Below are 22,365 nucleotides of genomic sequence, written 5' to 3' on the forward strand. Positions count from 1 at the left end.
CGGGCTGGCAGCGCCTTTGCGCGCACGAGGAGTTCCACATGAATGAAATGCCGATGCAATTCAGGCGCCAGGCGCCCGAAGGGTCCGAGCTGCCCCTGCTGATCACGCCGAACCGGCCCGGGGAGGGGCTGCTCGATGCCTTCGGCCGCCTGCGCCCGCGCATCGAGGAGGCACTGCCGGCCGTGGGCGGGGTGCTGCTGCGCGGGTTCGACGTGCCGGCCGTCGAGACCTTCCAGCAGTTCGCGGCGGCGTTCGGCGATCCGCTGCTGAAGTACGAGTTCGCCTCGACGCCGCGCTCGGCCGTGGAAGCCTCCACCGGGGCAGGGGTCTATACCTCCACGGAGTATCCCGCGCACCAGACCATTCCCCTGCACAACGAGCAGGCCTACACCCGCGAGTGGCCCATGCGCATCTGGTTCCACTGCGTGACGGCGGCGCCGGAAGGGGGCGAGACGCCGATCGCGGACAGCCGGGCGATTTACCGGCGCATGCCGGAGCGCATCCGCCGCCTCTTCGAGCCCGGCGTGCTGTATGTGCGCAATTTCGGTGAAATGGACGTGCCGTGGCAGAAGGTGTTCAACACGGACCGCCGCGATGCGGTGGAGGCGTTCTGCGCGAAGGCGGGCATCGCCTGGGAGTGGAAGGACGACGGCGGGCTGCGCACGCGGCAGCTGTGCCAGGGCATCGAGGTCCACCCCGTCACGGGCGAGACCGTGTGGTTCAACCAGGCCCACCTGTTCCACATCTCCGCGCGCGATGCGGAAGAGCGCGAGGTGCTGCAGGAGGTGCTGGGCATCGACAACGTGCCGCGCAACACTTTCTTCGCCGATGGATCGCCCATGCCCGATGCGCTGATGGACGAGGTGCGCGCGGTGCTGGACGCCGAGACCGTGTCCTTCCCCTGGGAGAAGGGCGACGTGGTGATGCTGGACAACATGCTGGCGGCCCATGCGCGCGCGCCCTTCAAGGGGCCGCGCAAGGTGGTGGTGGCCATGGCGCGGCCCCACGGCAACCTGGGAGCGGGCGCATGAACGCGAAGGATCTCGCACTGCCCGCGGCCCTGGGCGCGGGGGCCGCGGCGCCGCGCAATTTCGTCGGGCGGCTGCGCACGCTGGCCGAAGAGCGGCCGGACACGGTCTGGCTGACAGTGGTGGACGAGCCGCAGGGCAGCCGGCGCGAAGTGGCGCTGACCTATGCGGAGTTCGCGCGCCGCGTGCACGCCCTGGCCGCGCGGCTGCAGCAGCGGTTCGCCCCGGGCGACCGCGCGCTCGTGCTGCAGGACAACGACGAGCACTATGCCGTCAGCATGCTGGCGTGCTTTCACAGCGGCATCGTCGCGGTGCCGGTGTTTCCCCCGGAATCGCAGCGGCCCCAGCACCTGGCGCGGCTGCAGGGCATCGCGCGGGACTGCGGCGCGGCCTGCGTGCTCACCACGACGGAGTGGGAGGCGATGGTGCGCGCCGGCTTCCCCGGCCTGGAGGTGATCGCGGGCGACGCGGTGGACCCGGCGCTCGCCGGCACCTGGCGCACGCACGAACCGGCGGACGACGACCTGGCCTTCCTGCAGTACACGTCCGGCTCCACGGGGCATCCCAAGGGCGTGATGGTGACGCACGGCAACCTGATGGCCAACGAGCGTGCCATCCAGGAAGGCATGGCCACGGGACCGGAGGACCGCTTCGTCTCGTGGGCGCCGCTGTTCCACGACATGGGCCTGATCGGGGGGCTGTTGCAGCCGCTGTACTGCGGGGCGTCGCTGGTGCTGGTGTCGCCGCGCTACTTCCTGGAGCGGCCCGCGCGCTGGCTGGAACTGGTGTCGCGCCACCGCGGCACGGTCAGCGGCGGGCCTGATTTTTCGTACCGCCTCTGCCTGGAGCGCATCAGCGAGGCGCAGGCCCGGGGGCTGGACCTGTCGCACTGGCGCGTGGCCTACAGCGGGGCGGAGCCCGTGCGGGCCGACACCATGGCGGCCTTCGCCGAACGCTTCGCGGCGCACGGTTTCCGCGCAGGCGCGGTGCATGCCTGCTACGGCCTGGCCGAGGCGACGCTCTACGTGACCGGGGTGCGGCCCGGGCAGGGCCTGTGGGCGCGGGCATTCTCTGCGCAGGCGCTGGCCGTGGGCGCTGCGGAGCCCGACGATGCGGGCACGGGCCCGCTGCTCGTGGGCTGCGGAGGGCCGGCGAGCGGGCATGCCGTGCAGATCATGGACGTGGCATCGCTCGCCCCCGCCGATGCGGGCTGCGTGGGGGAGGTCTGGGCGAGCGGGCCCAGCGTGGCGGCGGGCTACTGGGACCAGCCGGAGGCGACGGCCGCCACCTTCGTGGAGCACGGCGGCCGGCGCTGGCTGCGCACGGGCGACCTGGGCTTCGTGCATGAAGGGCAACTGGTCGTGACCGGGCGCACCAAGGACCTGATCATCCTGCGCGGCCACAACGTCTATCCGCAGGATGTGGAGCGGACCATCGAGGCCGAGGTGGAGGCGGTGCGCAAGGGCCGCGTGGCCGTGTTCCCGGTGCAGGGGGCGCAGGCCGAGGGCATCGGCGCGGCGGTGGAGGTATCGCGCGGCATGCAGAAGCTGGTGCCGCCGCAGGCGCTGGTGGAGGCCCTGAGCGCGGCCGTGAGCGAGGCGGTGGGCGAGCCGCTGTCGGTCGTGCTGCTGCTGCAGCCCGGCACGCTGCCCAAGACCACCAGCGGCAAGCTGCAGCGCAGCGCCTGCCGCGCGGCCTGGGCGGAGCGCAGCGCCGATGCCTACGCCATCTATGAATGGGGGCGCTTCGTGCGCGGCGGGCAGCAGGAGGCCGCCGCGTCCGGCGGTGGCGCCCTGGATGCGCTCGAATCCGAGGTGGCGGGCATCTGGCAGGACGTGCTGCGCACCGCGGCGCCGCAGGCGCTGGACCGCCACTCGCATTTCTTCGTGCTGGGCGGCAATTCGCTCGCGGCCACCCAGGCGGCGGCGTGCATCGCGCAGCGCTTCGGCGTGGCGTTCGCGCCGCGCGTGCTGTTCGACCATCCGCGGCTCGGTGCGTGCGTGGAAGCCCTGCGCGCGGCCCTGGCCGCGGGGCCGGCGGACGGCGCCGGTGCGGTCGCGAGCGCCGTGGAGCCGCTGCCCCCGGCCCTGCGCGCCGGGAACCGGCCGCTGTCGCACGCCCAGGCGCGCCAGTGGTTCCTCTGGAAGCTGGCACCTGGGGATGCCGCCTACCACGTGGGTGCGGCGCTGTGGATCGACGGTGAGCTCGATGCCGCGGCGGCGCGGGCCGCGCTGGAGGATGTGGCGCGGCGGCAGGCGTCGCTGCGCACCGTGTTCGGCGAAGGCCCGGATGGCGTGCCGTTCCAGCGCGTGGAGGAGATGCCGGCGATCGCGTTCGAGGCGGCGGACCTCGGCCGCACCGCCTGCTCGGAGCGCGACGATGCCGTGCGCGAGCGGCTGGTCGCGCTGCAGTCCCGGCCCTTCGATCTGCTGCAGGGCCCGCCATGGCGCGTGGCGCTGCTGGGCCTGGATGCGCGCACGCATGTGCTCGCCGTGGTGATGCACCACATCCTTTCGGACGGCGCATCGATGCAGCTCTGGGCCGCCGAGTGGCTCGAGGCCTACGGCGCGCGCCGCCAGGGCCTGCCCGCGCGGGGCATGCCGCCACTGCAGTACATCGATTACGCGGCCTGGGCCGCCGGCCGGCTGGAGGCCGGCGAGGGCGAGCGGCAGTGGGCCTGGTGGCGGGAGCGGCTGGCCCATTGGCACGCGGCACCCTGCGAGGTGCGGCCGGACCATCCGCGCCCGCCGCGCGCGTCCTATACGGCGCGCCGCCATGCCTTCGAGGTGCCGGCGGCGGTGGTGCAGGGCCTGCGCGCGCTGCAGGCGCGCGAGGGCGCGACATCCTTCATGGTGCTGCTGGCGGCCTTGCAGGTGCTGCTGTCCCGGTACACGGGGCAGCCGCGCGTGCGCGTCGGCGCGGCGGTGGCGCAGCGGGGCGTGCCCGGCGTGGACGGGCTGGTCGGCCTCTTCGTGAACACCCTGGTGCTGCCCGGCACGGTGGGCCCCCAGGCCACGCTGCTCGATGTGCTGCGCGATGCGCGCGAGCTGGTGCTCGGCGCGCAGGCCCACCAGGAGCTGCCGTTCGACCGGCTGGTGGAGGCACTGCGGCCGGAGCGCAGCGCGGGCGCGAGCCCGCTGTTCCAGGTCATGCTCAACCACCTGGCGGAGGACGAGCGGCTGCTGCGGGCGGTGCCGGGGCTCGCCGTGCGGGCCGAGCCGCTGCAGGGGCCGCAGGCGCAGTTCGAACTGGTGCTGGAGGCGCGCGAGCGCGGCACCGGGGCGCTGTCGCTCACCTGGGTCCACGCGGCCGAACTGTTCGAGCCGGCCACCATCGAGCGGCTGGCCGGCCATTTCCTGGCCCTGCTGCAGGCGATGGCCGAGGGCCCGGACCAGCCGGCCGGCGCGGTGGAGTGGCTCGCGCCCGCCGAGCGCGCGCAGCTGGACGCCTGGAGCCGCAACGACCACCGCGAGAGCCCGCCCGTGCCGGTTTTCCGGCAGCTGGAGGCGCATGCCGCGCGCCAGCCGCGGGCCACGGCGCTGCTGTTCGGCGATGAAGCCCTCGGCTATGGGGAACTGAACGCGCGGGCCAACCGCCTGGCGCACCACCTGCTGCGCGAGGGGCTGCGGCCGCAGTCGCTGGTGGGCATCTGCATGCAGCGCTCGGTCGAGATGATCGTGGGCATGCTGGCGGCGATGAAGGCGGGATGCGCCTACCTGCCGCTGGATCCGGAGCTTCCGGCCGGGCGCCTGGGCGACATGCTGGAGCACAGCGGCGCGGCCTGGGTGCTGTCGCACGCGGCGACGGCGGGGCAGGTGCCCGCGCTGCCGGGCGTGCGCGTGATCGGCATGGAGGGCCTGCGGAACGAAGTGCCCGGCGATGCGCAGAACCCCGGCATCGCGGTGCATGGCGAGCAGCTCGCCTATGTCATCTACACCTCGGGCTCCACGGGGCGGCCCAAGGGCGTGGCCGTGCGCCATGCGGCGCTGCACACCTGCATGGCCTGGATGCAGGGCACCTACGGGCTGGCCGCGCCGGACACGGTGCTGCACAAGGCGCCCTTCGGCTTCGACGTGTCGTGCTGGGAGATCTTCTGGCCGCTCACGGCCGGCGCGCGCCTGCTGGTGGCGCCGCCCGGGGCGCACCGCGATCCGGAGCGCATCGTGCAGTTGATCGAGCGCCACCAGGTCACCACGCTGAACTTCGTGCCCTCCATGCTGCGGGCCTTCCTGGACCATCCGGGCATCGAGCACCGCACCCGCCTGCGCCATGTGATCTGCGGGGGCGAGGCGATGCCCGAGACCCTGCAGCGCGAGGCCCTGCGCCGCCTGCCGGGCGCGACGCTGCAGAACCTCTACGGGCCCACGGAAACGACGATCCACGTCACCCGCTGGACCTGCCGGGACGAGGCCGGGCCGGTGCCCATCGGGCGGCCCATCAGCGAAACGCAGGCCTGGGTGCTCGATGCGCAGCTGCAGCCGGTGCCCCGGGGCGTGGCCGGCGAGCTCTACATCGGCGGGGCGCTGCTGGCGCGCGGCTACCTGGGCCAGCCCGGGCTGACGGCCGAGCGCTTCGTGGCCGATCCGCGGGGAGCGGGCGGGCGCCTGTACCGCACCGGGGACTGGGTACGCTGGAATGCCGAAGGGCAGATCGAGTACCTGGGGCGCATCGACCACCAGGTGAAGCTGCGCGGACTGCGGATCGAGCTGGGCGAGATCGAATCGGCGCTGCGCGCGCAGGCCGGCGTGAAGGACGCGGTGGCGGTGGTGCGCGGCGCGGAGGGCGCCGAGTCGCTGGTGGCCTACGTGGCGGGCGCGTGGGATGCCGTGGCGCTGCGTGCGGCCCTGGCGCAGCGGCTGCCCGGCTACATGGTGCCGCGCGCCGTCGTGGTGCTGGATGCGCTGCCGCTCAATGCCAACGGCAAGGTGGACCGGGCCGCGCTGCCCGATCCCTCGGCGGGCGCGGGCGCCGGCCCCGCTGCGGCGCCGCCGCCGCAGGGCAGCACGGCGCACCGGCTGGCGGCGCTGTGGAGCGAACTGCTGGGCGTGCCGTCGGTGGGGCTGCAGGACAACTTCTTCGACCTGGGCGGCCACTCGCTGCTGCTGGTGCGTGCCCATCGCCGCCTGGAGGACGAGTGGGGCTGCCGGCTCGCGCTGGTGGACCTGTTCCAGCACCCCACGGTGGAATCGCTCGCGCGCCGGATCGAGCAGGCCTCGGGCGAAGGCGGCACGGCGCAACCCGGTACATCCGCTGCGGTGCAGTCCGCCGACGACCGCGCGCGCCGGCAGCGTGCCGCGCTGCTGCAGCGCCGCGTCCATCTTCAAGGAGCCCGGGAATGAATGCACCCATGGACTCTCCCGTGATCTCTTCGCAGGCACCGAGCGGCCTGGAAATCGCGATCGTCGGCATGGCGGGGCGGTTTCCCGGCGCGCCGGATGTCGAGACCTTCTGGCAGCGCATCCGCGATGGCCTGGACTCCGTCAGGACCTATTCGGACGCGGAACTCGAGGCCCTGGGCGTGCCCGAGGCGCTGCGCCGCGACCCGGACTATGTGAAGGCGGGCGTGCCGCTCGACGGGTTCGACCGCTTCGACGCGGAGTTCTTCGGCTTCACGCCGCGCGAGGCCGAGCAGCTCGATCCGCAGCAGCGACTGTTCCTGGAAAGCGCCTGGGCCTGCCTGGAGCACGCCGGCTGCGATCCGGCGCGCCGGGAAGGCAGGGTGGGCGTGTACGGCGGCGAAGGGCCGGGCGTGTACCTCATGCGCCACCTGCTGCCCGCGGCGGGGCTGGACGCGGGCTCGGGCATCGCCGACGTGCTCGGCCTGATGGGCGCCAATGCGCCCAGCTCGCTCTGCGCCCGCGTGGCCTACAAGCTGGACCTGCGCGGCCCGGCGGTGAGCGTGCAGACGGCCTGCTCCACATCGCTGGTGGCCGTGCACATGGCCTGCCAGTCGCTGCTGGGCCACGAATGCGACATGGCGCTGGCAGGCGGCGTGTGGCTGAACCTGCTGCAGCAGGGCGGCTACCGCTACCAGGCCGGTGCGATCCTGTCGCCCGACGGGCACTGCCGCGCGTTCGACGCCGATGCCGCGGGCACGGTGATCGGCAGCGGCGTGGGCGTGGTCGCGCTCAAGCGGCTGGAGGACGCGCTGCGCGACGGCGACACGGTGCATGCCGTGATCAAGGGCAGCGCGGCCAACAACGACGGCGCGGCCAAGGTCGGCTTCACCGCGCCCGGCGTGGACGGGCAGGCCGAGGTGATCCGCGCGGCGCAGCTCGTCGCGGGCGTCTCGGCCGACACCATCGGCTACGTGGAGGCGCACGGCACGGGCACGGCGCTGGGCGATCCCATCGAGATGGCCGCGCTCACGCAGGCATTCCGCGCGGACACGGACAGGCGCGGCTTCTGCGCGGTCGGCTCCGTGAAGACCAACATCGGCCACCTGGACGCGGCGGCCGGCGTGGCGGGGCTCATCAAGGCCGCCATGGCCCTGAAGCACGCGCAGTTGCCACCGAGCCTGCACTGCCGGCAGCCGAACCCGCGCATCGATTTCGCGTCCAGCCCCTTCTACGTCAACACCGAAACCACCCCGTGGCCCCGGGGCGCCTTCCCGCGCCGCGCGGGCGTGAGTTCGTTCGGCATCGGTGGCACCAATGTGCACGTGGTGCTGGAAGAGGCACCGCCGCCGGTGCCGCACGCGGGCCGTTCCGTGCAGGGGCTGGCAGGGCAGGGCACGGAGGTCACGGAGGGCGTTCCGGAGCCCGAGTGGGAGGTGCTTCCGCTGTCCGCGCGCACCGAGGCCGCGCTGCACGCATCCCGCGCGCAGATGGCCGCCCACCTGCGCGGCGTGCCGCAGGAGGCGCTGGCGGACATCGCGCACACGCTGCAGTGCGGCCGCCGGGCCTGGGCCTGGCGGATGGCCGTGGCGGCGCACGAACCCGGCCTGGCGGCGCAGCGGCTGGAGGCCCCGCTGCCCGCGCCCCGGCGCGTGCCGGCCGCCGCGCCGGAGGTGGTGTTCCTGTTCCCCGGCTCCGGCGCCCAGCACATCGGCATGGCGCAGGGGCTGGACCGGCGCAGCGCGGTGTTCCGGCAGGCGCTGGGTGCGTGCGCGGGTGTCCTGCGGCAGGAGGCCGGGATGGACCTGCGGGCGCTGATCCATCCCGCACCCGGCCGGGAAGCCGGGGCCGCCGGGCAGCTTGCACGCGTCGAGGTGCTGCAGCCCGCGCTGTTCGCGGTGGAATACGCGATCGCGCAATGGTGGATGTCGTGCGGCGTGCGGCCCGCGCTGATGCTGGGCCACAGCCTGGGCGAATATGTCGCGGCCTGCCTGGCCGGCGTCTTCGCGCCCGAGGATGCGATGCGCATCGTGATCTGGCGCAGCCGGCTCATGGCCGGCCTGCCCGAAGGCGCGATGACGGCGGTGCCGCTGCCCGAGGCGGAGATCGCGCCGTTGCTGTCCCTCGGCTGCGACCTGGCCGCCGTGAACGGCGATGCGCTCTGCGTGCTGTCCGGCCCGCCCGCCGCGATCGGGGCGGCGGAAGAGGCGCTGCGCGCGCAGGGCCACGCACCCCACCGGCTGCACGTGGCCGTGGCCATGCATTCGCGCATGGTCGAGCCCATCGTCGCGGAGCTGGAGCGGCGCATCGCCATGGTGCCGCGCCATGCGCCGCGCATTCCCTTCCTTTCCAACGTCACCGGCCGGCCGATCACGGCCGGGGAGGCCATGAGCCCGGCCTACTGGGGGCGGCACCTGCGGGGCACCGTGCGCTTCCGCGAGGGGCTGGACGCGGTGTTCGCGCAGCCGGGGCGCGTGGTGCTGGAGGCAGGGCCCGGCGAATCCATGGCGGGGCTCGCGCGGCGGCATGCGCAGGCAGCATCGGCCGCCGGCATCTGGGCCAGCCTGGCCCATCCGCAGCAGCGCGACCGCGACGCGCAGCAACTGGCCCAGGCCCTGGCCGGCCTGTGGGCGGCGGGCGTGGAGATCGACTGGCCCGCCACGCGCGACGGCGCACGCCGCAGGAAAGTGCCGCTGCCCACCTATCCGTTCCAGCGCCAGCGCTTCTGGGTGGAGGCCGGTGCGCAGCGACCACCGGGCGATGCATCCGCGACGCAGCCGCAGGGCATCTATTACCTGCCCGCGTGGCAGCGCAGCGGTGCGGTGCCGGAGGCCGCGGGGCCCGGCCCGGGCGACACGGTACTGCTGCTGGGCGGTGCGGGACTGCCGCTGGCGGAGCGCCTGGCGCAGCGCCTGGCGGAGCGCGGAGCGCGGGTGGTGCAGGTGGCGGCGGACGAGGGTTTCCGGCGCGATGCCGACGGCGGCTTCGGGCTGCGGCCGGACGCGCGCGGCGACCATGCGGCGCTCTGGCGCGCGCTCGGGCCGGTGACGCATGCCTTCCATTTCTGGGGGCTGGAGGAGGCCCGGGGCGGTGCCCCGTCCATGGCCGCCTGGCAGCGCGGCTACTTCAGCCTCCTGGCCCTGGCCCAGGGCCGCGAGGACGCGGGCCGGGACGAACCGCTGTCGCTCACCGCCGTGATCGACCGTGCCGAGGAGGTGGCCGGCAGCGAACCGCTGGAACCCGGCAAGGCCACGGTGGCGGCCCTGGCGCGCGTCCTGGACCAGGAAATGCCGCGCATCGCCTGCCGCGTGGTGGATGTGCTGGTGCCGAACGCCGGCAGCGCCGCCGAGGCGCAACTGGCCGATGCGCTGGCGGGCGAGCCGGCCCGCCCGGCCGATGAGTTCTGCGTGGCCTGGCGCGGTGCGCAGCGCTGGGTGAAGGCCTATGAGCCCGCCCCGGCGCCCGCGCCCTGCGCGCGGCGCCTGCGGCCGGGCAGCGTGGTGCTGATCACGGGCGGCCTGGGCAGCGTCGGCCTCGCGCTGGCGCGGCACCTGGGCCGGCGCCACGGCGCGCGGCTGGTGCTGCTGGGGCGCACGCCGCTGCCGCCGCGCGCGGAATGGGAGGGCCTGCTCGCGCGGCCGGACCTGCCCGCGGCGCAGCGCCGCAGGCTCGCGCAGCTGCAGGCGATGGAGGCGGACGGCATCGAATGGATGGCCGTGGCGGCCGACGTCACCGATGCGGCGCAGTGGCGCGGCGCGCTGCAGGCCGTGCATGCGCGCTTCGGCGGCGTGAACGGCGTGGTGCATGCCGTGATGGAGCCGGGCGGCGGCATGCTGGCCACCCGCACACGGGCCGAGGTGGAGGCGGCCTTCGCCGCGAAGATGCAGGGCACGCTGGCCATGGTGGACGCCCTGCGCGGCGAGCCGGTGGATTTCGTGCTGCTGTGCTCCTCCGTCGCCAGCTGGGTGGGGGGGCTGGGCCGCAGCGACTACGCGGCCGCCAACGCCTGGCTCGACGCCTTCGCCACCGCCAGCCGGCGCGACAGCCCGTGGCCGGTGTTCTCGGTCAACTGGGATGCCTGGCGCGACGTGGGCCTCGGTGCCGGCATGGACGTGCCCGAGGGCATGGGCCTGGACGAGCGCACGGGCATGGAGGTGTTCGACCGCGTGGTGAACGGGCCGCCGCAGCCGCAGACCCTGGTGTCGGTCACGCCGCTCGCGCAGCGCCTGCGCCCGCTGGACGGGCTCGTGGATGCGCTGGAGGCAGCGCCTCAGCCAGCGGCGCCCTCCGGCGGCGCCGCGCACCCCCGCCCGGTGCTGTCCACGCCCTACCGCGCGCCGGAGGGCGAGCTGGAGGACAAGCTCGCGGCGCTGTGGACCGAGGCCCTGGGCATCGATGGCATCGGCGCCGACGACAACCTCTTCGAGCTGGGCGGCGACTCCCTGCTGGCGATCCGCCTGCTGGCCCGCGTGCGCAAGGCCTATGCCGTGGACATCCACCCCGCGGCCTTCTTCAAGGCCCCGCGCATCGCCGACCTGGCGCAGCTCGTGGAGCTGCGGCTGATCGAGGACATCGAGCGCGGCGCCGCACCTTCTTCCGTTTCCCTCCAGGCCGATTGACATGAGCGACAGTCCTCTTCTTTCCGAGCGCCGCGCGCGCCTTTCTCCCGAACAGCAGGCGCTGCTGCGGCAGCGGCTGGGCGGCCGTCCCGCCGATGCGTCCGCTGCCGGCGGGGCGGAGCCGCCGCCTGTGTCCGCCGTGGATGCGCTGCCGCGCAGCGGCGTGCCGGAGGGGGCCGAGGCCCCCCTGTCCTGGGCCCAGCAGGGCCAGTGGTTCCTCTGGCGCATGGACCCCGGCAATACCGCCTACCACGTGGGGGGCGGGCTGGATTTCGAAGGCCCGCTGGACGCCGCGGCCCTGCATGCGGCGCTGCAGGCCCTGGTGCGGCGCCACGAGGGCGTGCGCACCGTCTTCGGCGAAGGCGGCGACGGCATGCCCTGGCAGCGCGTGGAGCCCGCGCGGGAGGTGCCACTGCCCTGCACCGATCTTTCCGGGCTGGCGCCGGCCGGGCGCGATGCCCGGCTGGAGGCACTGGCGCGCGAGGTGTGCGCGCAGCCCTTCGACCTGCGCCGCGGCCCGCTGCTGCGCTGCGCGCTCGCCCGGCTGGGCCCGCGGGAACACCGGCTGCTGTTCATGATGCACCACATCGCCTCCGATGCCTGGACGGTGGAACGCATCCTCGACGAATGGGCGCGGGGCTACGCGGATGCGCTGGAGGGCCGCGCGCCGCCCGATGCGCCCCCGGCGCTGCGCTACGTGGATTTCGCGATCTGGCAGCGGCAATGGCTGCAGGGGCCGGAGGCCGCACGGCACCGGGATTACTGGACACGGCAGCTCGCGGAGGAAGCGCCCGTGCTGCAGATCGGCCGGGGCACCGCGGCCCCGTCGCCGCAGGCGCCCGAGGCACGCGACGCCGGGGCCGCGCAGCACCTGCTGGCCGTGCCCGCCCCGCTGGCGCGGGCGCTGCGCCAGCGCGCCCGCGCGCACGGCACGACGCTGTTCTGCGCGCTGCTGGCGGCTTTCCATGCGGTGCTGTTCCGCCATGCCGGGCACGCCGTGCAGCGCGTGGGCGTGCCCGTGGCGGGGCGCAACCGCCCGGAGACGGCCGACCTGGCCGGCGTCTTCATCAACACCGTGGTGATGCAGGCGCGGCCCGCGCCGCAGATGCCGCTGTCTGCACTGCTGGCGCAGGTGCATGCGACCGCGCTGGAAGCCCGCGAGCACGAGGACCTGCCGTTCGAGCACGTCGCGCAGGTGCTGCGGCCCGAGCGCGGCCACGCAGGCGGCGGGCTGTTCCAGTGCATGTTCAACCACCTGGGCGAGGGCGGCCGGCCCCTGGCGGGCTGGCCGGGGCTGGCCGTGCGCCGCGTCGATCCCGGACTGCGCGCGGCACCGTTCGGGCTCACGCTGGAGACCATGGAAGACCCGGGCGGCGGGCTGCGGGCCGCATTCCGTTACGACGCCGCGCGCTTCGGCGCGCAGGAGATGGCGGAGATCGCCGGCCACTACGAACGCATGCTGGACGCGCTGGCCCACGATCCCGGCCGGCCCGTCGGCGAGGTCGCCATGCTCGGCGATGCCGAGCGCGCGCGCCTGCGGGCGTGGTCGGCGGGCGGGGAGGCCGCGGACCTGGACCTGCCCGTGCACCGGATGTTCGAGCGCCAGGCGGCGCTCACGCCCGATGTGCCCGCCCTGGTGGCCGAAGGCCGCGAGTGGACGTATGCGCAGCTCGACGCGCGCACCAGCCGCCTCGCGCACCGGCTGCGCGCCTGCGGCGTGGGCCCGGAGACGCTGGTAGGCGTGGCGCTCGCCCGCGGCACGGACATGGTGGAGGCGCTGCTCGCGGTGCTGAAGGCCGGCGGCGCCTACGTGCCGCTCGATCCCGAGCTGCCGGCGGACCGCATCGCCTACATGCTCGGCGACTGCGCACCGGCGCTGGTGCTGACCGATGCCGCCCACCGCGCCTGCCTGCCGGCGGCGATGGCGCAGCCCGTGGTCCTGCTGCCCCTGGAGGACGCACCGCCGGGCGATGGCGCGGAAGCCGCGTGCCCGCCCGTGGCACTGCATCCCGAGCACCTGGCCTATGTGATCTACACCTCCGGCTCCACCGGCCGGCCCAAGGGCGCGGCCAACCGCCACGGCGCGCTGTCGAACCGGATCGCGTGGATGCAGCGTGCCTACGGCCTGGGCCCGGGCGACACGGTGCTGCAGAAGACGCCGTTCGGTTTCGATGTGTCGGTGTGGGAATTCTTCTGGCCGCTCGCCGTGGGCGCGCGCCTGGCGGTGGCGCCCCCCGGCGCGCACCGCGAGCCCGCGCACCTGCAGGCGCTCATCCAGCGGCATGCGGTGACGACGCTGCACTTCGTGCCCTCCATGCTGCAGGCCCTGCTGGCGCAGCTGGATGCGCACGCCTGCGCCAGCGTGCGGCGCATCGTGTGCAGCGGCGAGGCGCTGCCGGCCGAGGCGCGCCGCCAGGTGCTGGAGCGGCTGCCCGGCGTGGCGCTGCACAACCTCTACGGCCCGACGGAGGCCGCCATCGACGTCACGCACTGGACCTGCCATGCGCAGGAGCGCGGCCCCGTGCCGATCGGCCGGCCCATCGCCGGGCTGCGCACCCACGTGCTCGATGCCGCGATGCAGCCCGTGCCGCCGGGCGCTCCGGGCGAGCTGTTCCTGGGCGGCGCCGGGCTCGCGCGCGGCTATGCCGCCCGGCCGGGCCTCACGGCGGACCGCTTCGTGGCCGATCCGTTCGAGCCGGGCGCACGGCTCTACCGCACGGGCGACCTCGTGCGCTGGCGCGGGGATGGCTCCCTGGAATACCTGGGGCGGCTGGACCACCAGGTGAAGATCCGCGGCCAGCGCATCGAGCTGGGCGAGATCGAGGCGCGCCTGCTGGCCCGGCCCGGCGTGCGCGAGGCCGTGGCGGTGGCCGCGTCCACGCCCGCGGGCACGGCGCTGGTGGCGTACTGCAGCCCGCACGCGGGCGCCACCCTGGACGGCGAGGCGCTGCGCGCGCGGCTCGCCGCAGAGCTGCCCGAGGCCATGGTGCCTTCGCAGATCGCGGTGCTGCCGGCCCTGCCGCTGAACGCCAACGGCAAGGTGGACCGCAAGGCGCTGCCCTCGCTGCAGCCCGCGTCCGCTGCCACCTATACCGCGCCGCAGGGCGAGGTGGAGGAGGCGGTGGCGCGCATGTGGTGCGAACTGCTGGCGCTGCCGCGCGCCGGCCGCACCGACCACTTCTTCGCCCAGGGCGGCCATTCGCTGATGGCCATGCAGCTCGTCGCCCGCGTGCGCTCGGGCCTGCAGGCCGAGATCTCGGTGCGGGACGTCTTCCTGCACCCGGTGCTGGCGGACCTGGCGCGGTGCGTGGAAGCCGCGCGGCCGCAGCGCCCGGTGGCGGACGCGCTGTCGCGCCTGGATGCCTTCCTCGACGATATGGAGATTGCCGGATGAGCGATATGGATGCACTTCTCCCCCAGGCCCGGATGGCCCGGCGCTTCATGCGGCTGACCGATGCGCAGCGCCGCGCCGCCTACGCGAAGATGCGCGAAGAGGGGCTCACGATGGGCCAGTTCCCCATCCTGCCGCGCGAGGCGCGGGACGGGGAGGCGCAGGCCGGCCAGGCCCCCCTGTCGTACGCGCAGATGCGCCAGTGGTTCCTGTGGCAGATGGAGCCGCAGGGCTCGGCCTACCACATCACCGGGGCGTTCGTGCTGCGGGGCGCCCTCGACGTGCCCGCGCTGGAGGCCGCCTGGCGCGACGTGATCGCGCGGCATGCCGCGCTGCGCACCGTCTTCCGCGCCGATGCCGGCGGGCATCCCCACCAGCAGGTGCTGCAGTCCGTGGAGTTCGGCGTGCACCGCATCGACCTGTCGGACCTGCCCGAGCCCGAACGGTGCGCCCGCGCCGAGGCCGCCGCCCGCGCCTGCTGCGAGACGCCTTTCGACCTGGGCGAAGGGCCGCTGCTGCGGGTCTGGCTGCTGCGCACGGGGGCCGGGGAGCACCGCCTCGTGGTCGCCATGCACCACATCGTGTCGGACGGTTGGTCGCTGCGCGTGCTGGTCGAATCGTTTGCAGAGCGCTACCGCGCCCGCCATGCGGGCGAGGGCGCCCCCGTGGAGTCCGTTGCCGCGCTGCAGTACACCGACTACGCCCTCTGGCAGCGCCAGTGGATGGAGGCCGGCGAGAAGGACCGCCAGCTCGCTGTCTGGCGCGCCCGCCTGGGCGGTGAGCAGCCGGTGCTGCAGTTGCCCGCGGAGCATCCGCGCCGCGCCGATGGCCGCTACCGGGCGGCCGTGCATGCCTGGGACCTGCCCGCGGACCGCGTGCGGGCGCTGCGCTCGGCGGCGCAGGCGCGCGGCATCACCCCGTTCATGGCGCTGCTCGCGGCCTTCCAGGCGGCCCTGTACCGCTGGAGCGGCCAGCAGGACGTGCGCGTGGGCGTGCCGGTGGCCAACCGTGGCCGCGTGGAGACCGAGGGGCTGGTCGGCCTGTTCGTGAACACCCAGGTGCTGCGCCTGCAGATCGACGGCCGCATGCCGCTGTCCGCCGCGCTGGACGCGGTGCGCGAAGCCGCCCTGGAGGCCCAGGCCCACCAGGACCTGCCCTTCGACCAACTGGTCGAGGCGCTGCAGCCCGGCCGCAGCCTGGCCGCGCCGCCGCTGTTCCAGGTGATGTTCAACTACCAGCAGCACGACCACCGCGCCCTGGGCGAGCTGCCGGGCCTGGCGCTCGAGCGCTGGGACATCCCGGGCCAGACCGCCCAGTTCGAGCTCATCCTGGCTGCCGTGGAAGACGGGCAGGGCGGACTGCGCCTGGAGTTCCACTACGCCCGCGAACTGTTCGAAGCCGGCACGGTGCGCCGCATGGCGGGCCACTACGAGGCCGTGCTCGCGGCCGTGCTGCAGGCGCTGGAAGGCACCGGCGACCCGTGCGTGGGCGACGTGCCCCTGCTGGCCGGTGGCGAGGCGCGCCAGCTGCACGAGTGGGGCGACTGCCCGCGCGCGCAGCCCCATGCCGGGCCCGTGCACCGCCTGTTCGAGCGCATGGCGCGGCGGCAGCCCGATGCGGTGGCCGTGGAGGCCGGGGACGCCGCCTGGAGCTACCGCGCGCTGGACCGCCGTGCCAACCACCTCGCGCATCGCATCACCGCGCTGGGCGCCGGGCCGGAGCGGCGCATCGGTGTCGCGCTGTCGCGCTCGCCCGAACTGGTGGCGGCCCTGCTGGCCGTCCTCAAGGCGGGCGCGGCCTTCGTGCCGCTGGACCCGGCCTATCCGGCCGAGCGCCTGGCCCACATGGCGCGCGACAGCGGCATGGCGCTGCTGCTCACCGAAAGCGCCCTGGCCGGGCGCATCCCGCTGCCGCCCGGCGTGGCCTGCATCGCCTGCGACGACGAACCCGGCGCCTGTGACGCGGGGCCCGATGTGCCGGTGGGCCCGCGCCAACTGGCCTATGTGATCTACACCTCCGGCTCCACCGGCCTGCCCAAGGGCGTGCTGGTGGAGCACGGCCCCTTCGCGGCCCACTGCGTGGACACCGCCGCCTGCTACGAGATGGGGCCGGGCACGCGCGAACTGCACTTCCTCTCGTTCGCCTTCGACGGCGCGCACGAGCGGCTGTTCACCGGGCTCGCCTGCGGGGCCGCCGTGGTGCTGCGCGACGACACCCTCTGGACCGCCGAAGAAACCCTGGAGGCCCTGCGCGTGCGCGGCATCACGCACGCGGGCTTTCCGCCGGCCTACCTGGGGCAGCTGGCCGACTGGGCCGGGCGGGCAGGGGGCGATGCGCCCGCGCTGGAGCTGATCTCCTTCGGCGGCGAAGCCATGCCGCGCGAAGGCTTCGACGCCGTGCGCCGCCACCTGCGGCCGCGCCTGCTCATCAACGGCTACGGGCCCACCGAGGCCGTGGTCACGCCCATGCTCTGGAAGGTGGATGCGCTCGCATCCTTCCCCCAGGCCTACGCGCCCATCGGCCAGCCGATGCCGGGCCGCACCGCCCACGTGCTGGATGCCGACCTGCAGCCCGTGCCGCGCCACGTGCCGGGCGAGTTGTACCTGGGCGGCTCGGGCCTGGCGCGCGGCTACGGCGGACGGCCGGGCCTGACGGCGGAGCGTTTCGTGGCCGATCCCTTCGGCAGCGGCGGGCGCCTGTACCGCACCGGCGACCGGGTGCGCTGGCGCGAGGACGGCCAGCTCGAATACCTGGGCCGCACGGACCACCAGGTGAAGGTGCGGGGCTTCCGCATCGAGCCGGGCGAGATCGAGGCCGCGCTGCGGGCCGCGCCGGGCGTGGGCGAGACCGTGGTCGTGGCGCGCGAAACCGCGCAGGGCACGCGGCTGGTCGCCTATGTCGCCCCGGTGCCGTCATCCGTGCCGGCGACACGGGCCGGTGCCGCGCCGGACGAAGGCGCCCTGCGCGCGCACCTGGAGCGCAGCCTGCCGGACTACATGGTCCCTTCGGTCATCGTCGTGCTCGACCGCCTGCCCACGGGCCCCGGCGGCAAGGTGGACCGCAAGGCGCTGCCCGAGCCGCCCGAGGCCGCGGCCGCCCAGGCGGGCGGGGCGCCGCGCGGCGAAGCCGAACAGGCCGTCGGCCGCGTCTGGTGCGAGGTGCTGGGCCGCGCCGCGGTGGGCCGCGGCGACAACTTCTTCGAACTGGGCGGCGATTCCATCCTCAGCCTGCAGATCGTGGCCCGGCTGCGGCTGGCCGGCTGGCGTGCCACGCCGCGCCAGCTGTTCGAGCGGCAGACCATCGCCCAGCTCGCGGCCGCCATCGAGCGCCTGCCTTCCGGCGAGGCACGGCCCGCCGGCCCGGCGCGCGGCGAGGTGCCGCTGCTGCCGTTCCAGCGCGACTTCTTCGCCATGCCGATGCCGGCGCGCCACCACTGGAACCAGGCCGTGCTGCTGCGCAGCCCCGCTCCGTTGCAGGCGCAGGCCCTGCGCGGCGCGCTGCGCGCGGTGGCGCAGCGGCACGATGCGCTGCGCCTGCGCTTCACGCGGCAGCAGGGCGCGGCAGGGGAGGTGTGGACGCAGCACTACGAGGACACCGCCACGGCCCTGTCCGGATGGGACGACGTGCTGTGGATGCGCGCGGCGGACGGCCCCGCGCAGCTCAGCGCGCTGTGCGAGCAGGCGCAGTGCAGCCTCGACCTGGAGCGCGGCCCGCTGCTGCGCGCCGTCGCCGTCGCCCTGCCGGGCGGGGATGCGCGGCTGCTGCTCGTCATCCACCACCTCATCGTCGATGGGGTGTCCTGGCGCATCCTGCTGGACGACCTGCAGCAGGCCTATGCCCGCTGCCTCGCGGGCGCGCCGGCCGCGCTGCCGCCGGCCTCCAGCGGCCTCGGCGAATGGGCCGCCGTGCTGCAGCGCTACGGGCAGGACCACGCCGACGAGCTGGCGCACTGGGCCGCCCTGGCCGGCTGCCCGGCGGAGCTGCCCTGCGCGCGGCCCGAAGGCCCGCGCACCGCGGCCCAGCAGCAGTCCGTCTCCATCCGCCTGGACCGGCGCGCCACCGGGGCCTTCCTCGCGCAGGCGCCCGCCGCCTACCGCACCCAGGCCAACGACCTGCTGCTCACCGCCCTCGCGCGCGCGCTGTGCCGCTGGAGCGGCCACGACCGCGTGCTGGTGGACATCGAAGGCCATGGCCGCGAAGACCTCGATCCCGCGGTGGACCTGTCGCGCACCGTGGGCTGGTTCACCTCGCTCTATCCCGTGGCGCTCGACGCACGGGGGGCGCTGGGCGATGCCGTGCGGCGCGTGAAGGAAACCCTGCGCGCCGTGCCCCGCCACGGCGTGGGCCATGGCGCGCTGCGCCACTTCGGCACGCCGGAGCAGCGCGAAGCCCTGCAGGCGCTGCCGCGCGCGCACGTGGTGTTCAACTACCTGGGCCAGTTCGACGGACGGCCGCAGGAAGGCGCGGGCGGCTGGACGCTGGCGCCCGAACCGGCCGGCCCCGCCGTGGACGGCGGCGCCCCGCTCACGCACGAGTTCACCGTCAACGGCCGCGTGCTCGCGGGCGAGCTGTCGATGGACGTGTTGTTCAGCGGCGCGCGCCACGATGCCGCCGCGGTGCGCGGCTGGATGGCGGATTTCGAGCGCGAGCTGCGCGCGCTGATCGACCACTGCGCGCAGGCGCCGCAGGGCGCCACCCCCTCGGATTTCCCGCTCGCGGGGCTGGACCAGGCGGGCCTGGACGCGCTCGGGCTGGACTGGGCACAGGTGGAAGACCTGTACCCGTTGTCGCCCCTGCAGGCGGGCCTCGTTTTCCAGACCCTGCTGGACCCGGATGCGGCCGCCTACCGCAACCAGCTGCGCATCGACTTCCGCCACCTCGACGCAGGCCGGCTGCGCACCGCCTGGGAGGCGGCCTTCGGGCGCCACGCGGCGCTGCGCAGCGGCGTGCTGGCCGAGGGCGCCCGGCCCCTGCAGTGGGTGGCCCGGGCCGGCAGGCTGCCGTGGCGCGAGATCGACGCACGCGGTGAAATCGATGTGGCTGCCCGCCTGGACGCGGTGGCGCAGGAGGAACTGGCCGCCGGGTTCCCGGGCATGCAGCCGCCGCTCATCCGCTTCGCGCTGGTGCGCACCGGCGAGCATGGCTACCACTTCATCTGGACCATGCACCACGTGCTGCTGGACGGCTGGAGCACCTCGCAGCTCATGGCCGAAGTGCTGCGCCACTATGCCGGCGAGCCCGACGCGGCGCCGGCCGCCCGCTATGGCGACTACATCCGCTGGATCCAGCACCGCGACGCCGGGGCGGACCGGGCCTGGTGGACCGGGGCGCTGGGCGGCGTGGAAGAGCCGACCCTCCTGGCCCGGTGCCTGCCGCGCGCTGCGCCTGCGGAGCCTTCTGCGCGGGGCGAGGGCGCCGCGGGGCTGGAAGCCGGTGAGGCAAGGACCTCCTTCACGGAGCAGGAAACCGCGCGCCTGCAGGCCTTCGCGCGGCGCGAGCGCATCACCCTCAACACGCTGGTGCAGGCGGCCTGGGCCCTGGTGCTGCAGCGCCATGCCGGGCAGGAAACGGTGGTGTTCGGCACCACCGTGGCCGGCCGCCCGGCGGAGCTGCCGGACGCCGAGCGCGCGGTGGGCCTGTTCATCAACACGCTGCCCATGGCCTGCACTCCCCGTTCCGGCGCGTTGGTGGGCGACTGGCTGCGGGAACTGCAGGCGCAGGGCCTGCGCATGCGCGAACACGAGCACACGCCGCTCTACGACATCCAGCGCTGGATGGGCACGGATGCCGCCGGGCTCTTCGATACGCTGCTGGTGTTCGAGAACTATCCCGTCGATGGCGCCCTGCACGCACTGCCGGCAGGGCTGGAGGCCGAGGTGGTCGCGCAGCGCGAGGAAACGCACTACCCGGTCACGCTGCTGGCGCTGCTCGAGCCCGTGCTGACGCTGCAGCTGCGGCACGACCCCCGGCGGATCGACGCCGCCGCGGCCGGGAGGCTGGCGGACCAGCTGGTGCGCGGACTGCGCGCGCTGGCGGAGGATGCCGGCCGGGCGCTGGGTTCGCTGGATGTGCTGGCCCCGGCGGACATCCACCAGGCCCCGGCCTCCGCGGTGGTGGACGGCCACGACACGATCCACCGCCTGTTCGAGCGCCAGGCCCGCCTGCGCCCCGATGCCGTCGCGCTGCGCTTCGAGGACGATGCGCTGACCTACGGCGAGCTGGACCGCCGCGCCAACCGGCTGGCGCACCGGCTGCGCGCCGCGGGCGCCGGGCCGGAAGCCCGCGTCGGCGTCGCGCTCGGCCGGGGGCTCGACCTGGTGGTGTCGCTGCTGGCCGTGCTCAAGTCCGGGGCGGCCTATGTCCCGCTGGACCCCGACTATCCCCCGGAGCGGATCGCCTACATGGCGGGCGACAGCGGCATGGCCTGCGTGGTCACGCAGGACGGCCTGTGGGATGCCTCGCCGCTGCCCGCGGGCCTGGCCGTGGTGGATCCCCGGTGCGACGCCGGCGCCTGGCCCGACACGCCGCCGGATGCGGCGGTGCATCCCGACCACCTCGCCTACGTGATCTACACCTCGGGCTCCACCGGGCGGCCCAAGGGGGCGCAGCTGTGCCATCGCCAGGTGGTGCGGCTGCTGCGCGGCACCGACGGATGGTTCCGCTTCGGCCCCGAGGACGTCTGGACGCTGTTCCACTCCTGCGCGTTCGATTTCTCCGTGTGGGAACTCTTCGGCGCGCTCTGCACGGGCGGGCAGCTGGTCATCGTCCCGTACTGGGTGAGCCGTTCCCCGCAGGACTTCCTGGCGTTGCTGCGCATGCGGCGCGTGACCGTGCTCAACCAGACGCCGTCGGCCTTCGGGCAACTGGTGGGCCTGCCCGCCACCTATGAACCGCCGCCGGCCGGCATGCCGGAGCTGTCGCTGCGCGTGGTCATCTTCGGCGGCGAAGCCCTCGACCCGCAGCGCCTGCGGCCCTGGATCGCGCATTTCGGCGATGCGCGGCCGGAGCTGGTCAACATGTACGGCATCACCGAAACCACGGTGCACGTCACCTGGCGGCGCATCACCCGGGCCGACCTGCAGCCGCAGCGCAGCCCGGTCGGCACGGCGATTCCCGACCTCGGCCTGTTCGTGCTCGACGCGGACCTGCGGCCCGTGCCGCCCGGGGTGCCGGGCGAGCTGTTCGTCAGCGGCGCGGGCCTCGCGCGCGGCTACCTGCGCCAGCCCGCGCTGACCGCGCAGCGCTTCGTCGCGCATCCCTCGCCGAGCACTCCCGGGGAACGCCTCTACCGCACCGGCGACCGCGTGCGCCGGGGCGAGGACGGCGAACTGGAGTACCTGGGCCGGGTGGACCACCAGGTGAAAGTGCGCGGCTTCCGCATCGAGCCGGGCGAGATCGAAACCCGGCTCCTGGCGCAGCCGGAAGTGCGCGAGGCCGTCGTGGTGGCGGAGCAGGGGCCGGGGGGCGCGCGCCTGGTCGCCCACGTGAGCGCCCAGCCCGGCCTCGCGATCGACGTCGCCCTGCTGCGCGATCGCCTCGGGGAGTCCCTGCCGGACTACATGGTGCCCGCCGCGGTGCTGGTGTCGGGCGGGCTGCCCCTCACGCCCAACGGCAAGGTGGACCGCCGGGCCCTGCCGTCGGCCGCCCAGGCCCTGAATGGCGCCGGCACGCCGGGCGAGCCGCCGCGCGACGGCGTGGAGGCGGCCCTGGCCGCGCTCTGGCGCGAGGTGCTGCAGACCGATGCCATCGGCCGGCACGACCACTTCTTCGAGCGGGGCGGGCACTCGCTGCTGGCGGTGCAGCTCGTCGCCGCCATCCAGCGGTCCTGGGGGCGCACCGTGGCGCTGCGCACCGTGTTCGAGGTGCCGGTGCTCGCCGACCTCGCCGCGCGCCTCGCGGCCGACGGCGCGGTACCGCAGGCGGATGGCGCCGCCGCGGCCGACGACCCGGCCCGGCGCATCGACGCCCTGCTGGGCGAGCTGGAACTCTGA

At 74.8% G+C, this 22,365-nt stretch carries 5 protein-coding genes; all 5 read left to right on the forward strand.

The window, feature by feature from the left end; genetic code table 11:
• Positions 1 to 38 precede the first annotated feature (38 nt).
• The 5 genes from BLR99_RS18385 to BLR99_RS18405 are packed head-to-tail and all read left to right on the forward strand — an operon-like array spanning position 39 to position 22,365.
• A complete protein-coding gene (locus BLR99_RS18385; RefSeq protein WP_046060477.1) occupies positions 39 to 1,031 on the forward strand; it encodes a TauD/TfdA family dioxygenase in 993 nt (330 codons plus the stop codon).
• Positions 1,028 to 6,367: a non-ribosomal peptide synthetase gene (locus tag BLR99_RS18390; RefSeq protein ID WP_074687412.1), complete on the forward strand. Its 5,340-nt coding sequence runs from the start codon at positions 1,028 to 1,030 to the stop codon at positions 6,365 to 6,367. Before BLR99_RS18385 ends, BLR99_RS18390 begins: the two co-directional genes overlap by 4 nt.
• Positions 6,364 to 10,983, forward strand: coding sequence for a type I polyketide synthase (locus tag BLR99_RS18395; protein WP_074687413.1), 4,620 nt, complete (start codon positions 6,364 to 6,366; stop codon positions 10,981 to 10,983). The genes BLR99_RS18390 and BLR99_RS18395 overlap by 4 nt, the downstream gene beginning before the upstream one ends.
• 1 nt (position 10,984) lies before the next feature.
• Entirely contained in the window at positions 10,985 to 14,377 is a 3,393-nt protein-coding gene (locus BLR99_RS18400; protein WP_074687414.1) for a non-ribosomal peptide synthetase, read from the forward strand.
• Positions 14,374 to 22,365 (forward strand): non-ribosomal peptide synthetase, encoded by a 7,992-nt coding sequence (locus BLR99_RS18405; protein WP_139160179.1) that lies wholly within the window; start codon positions 14,374 to 14,376, stop codon positions 22,363 to 22,365. The genes BLR99_RS18400 and BLR99_RS18405 overlap by 4 nt, the downstream gene beginning before the upstream one ends.

The organism is Paracidovorax citrulli, assembly GCF_900100305.1.
Classification (GTDB): Bacteria; Pseudomonadota; Gammaproteobacteria; order Burkholderiales; family Burkholderiaceae_C; genus Paracidovorax; species Paracidovorax citrulli.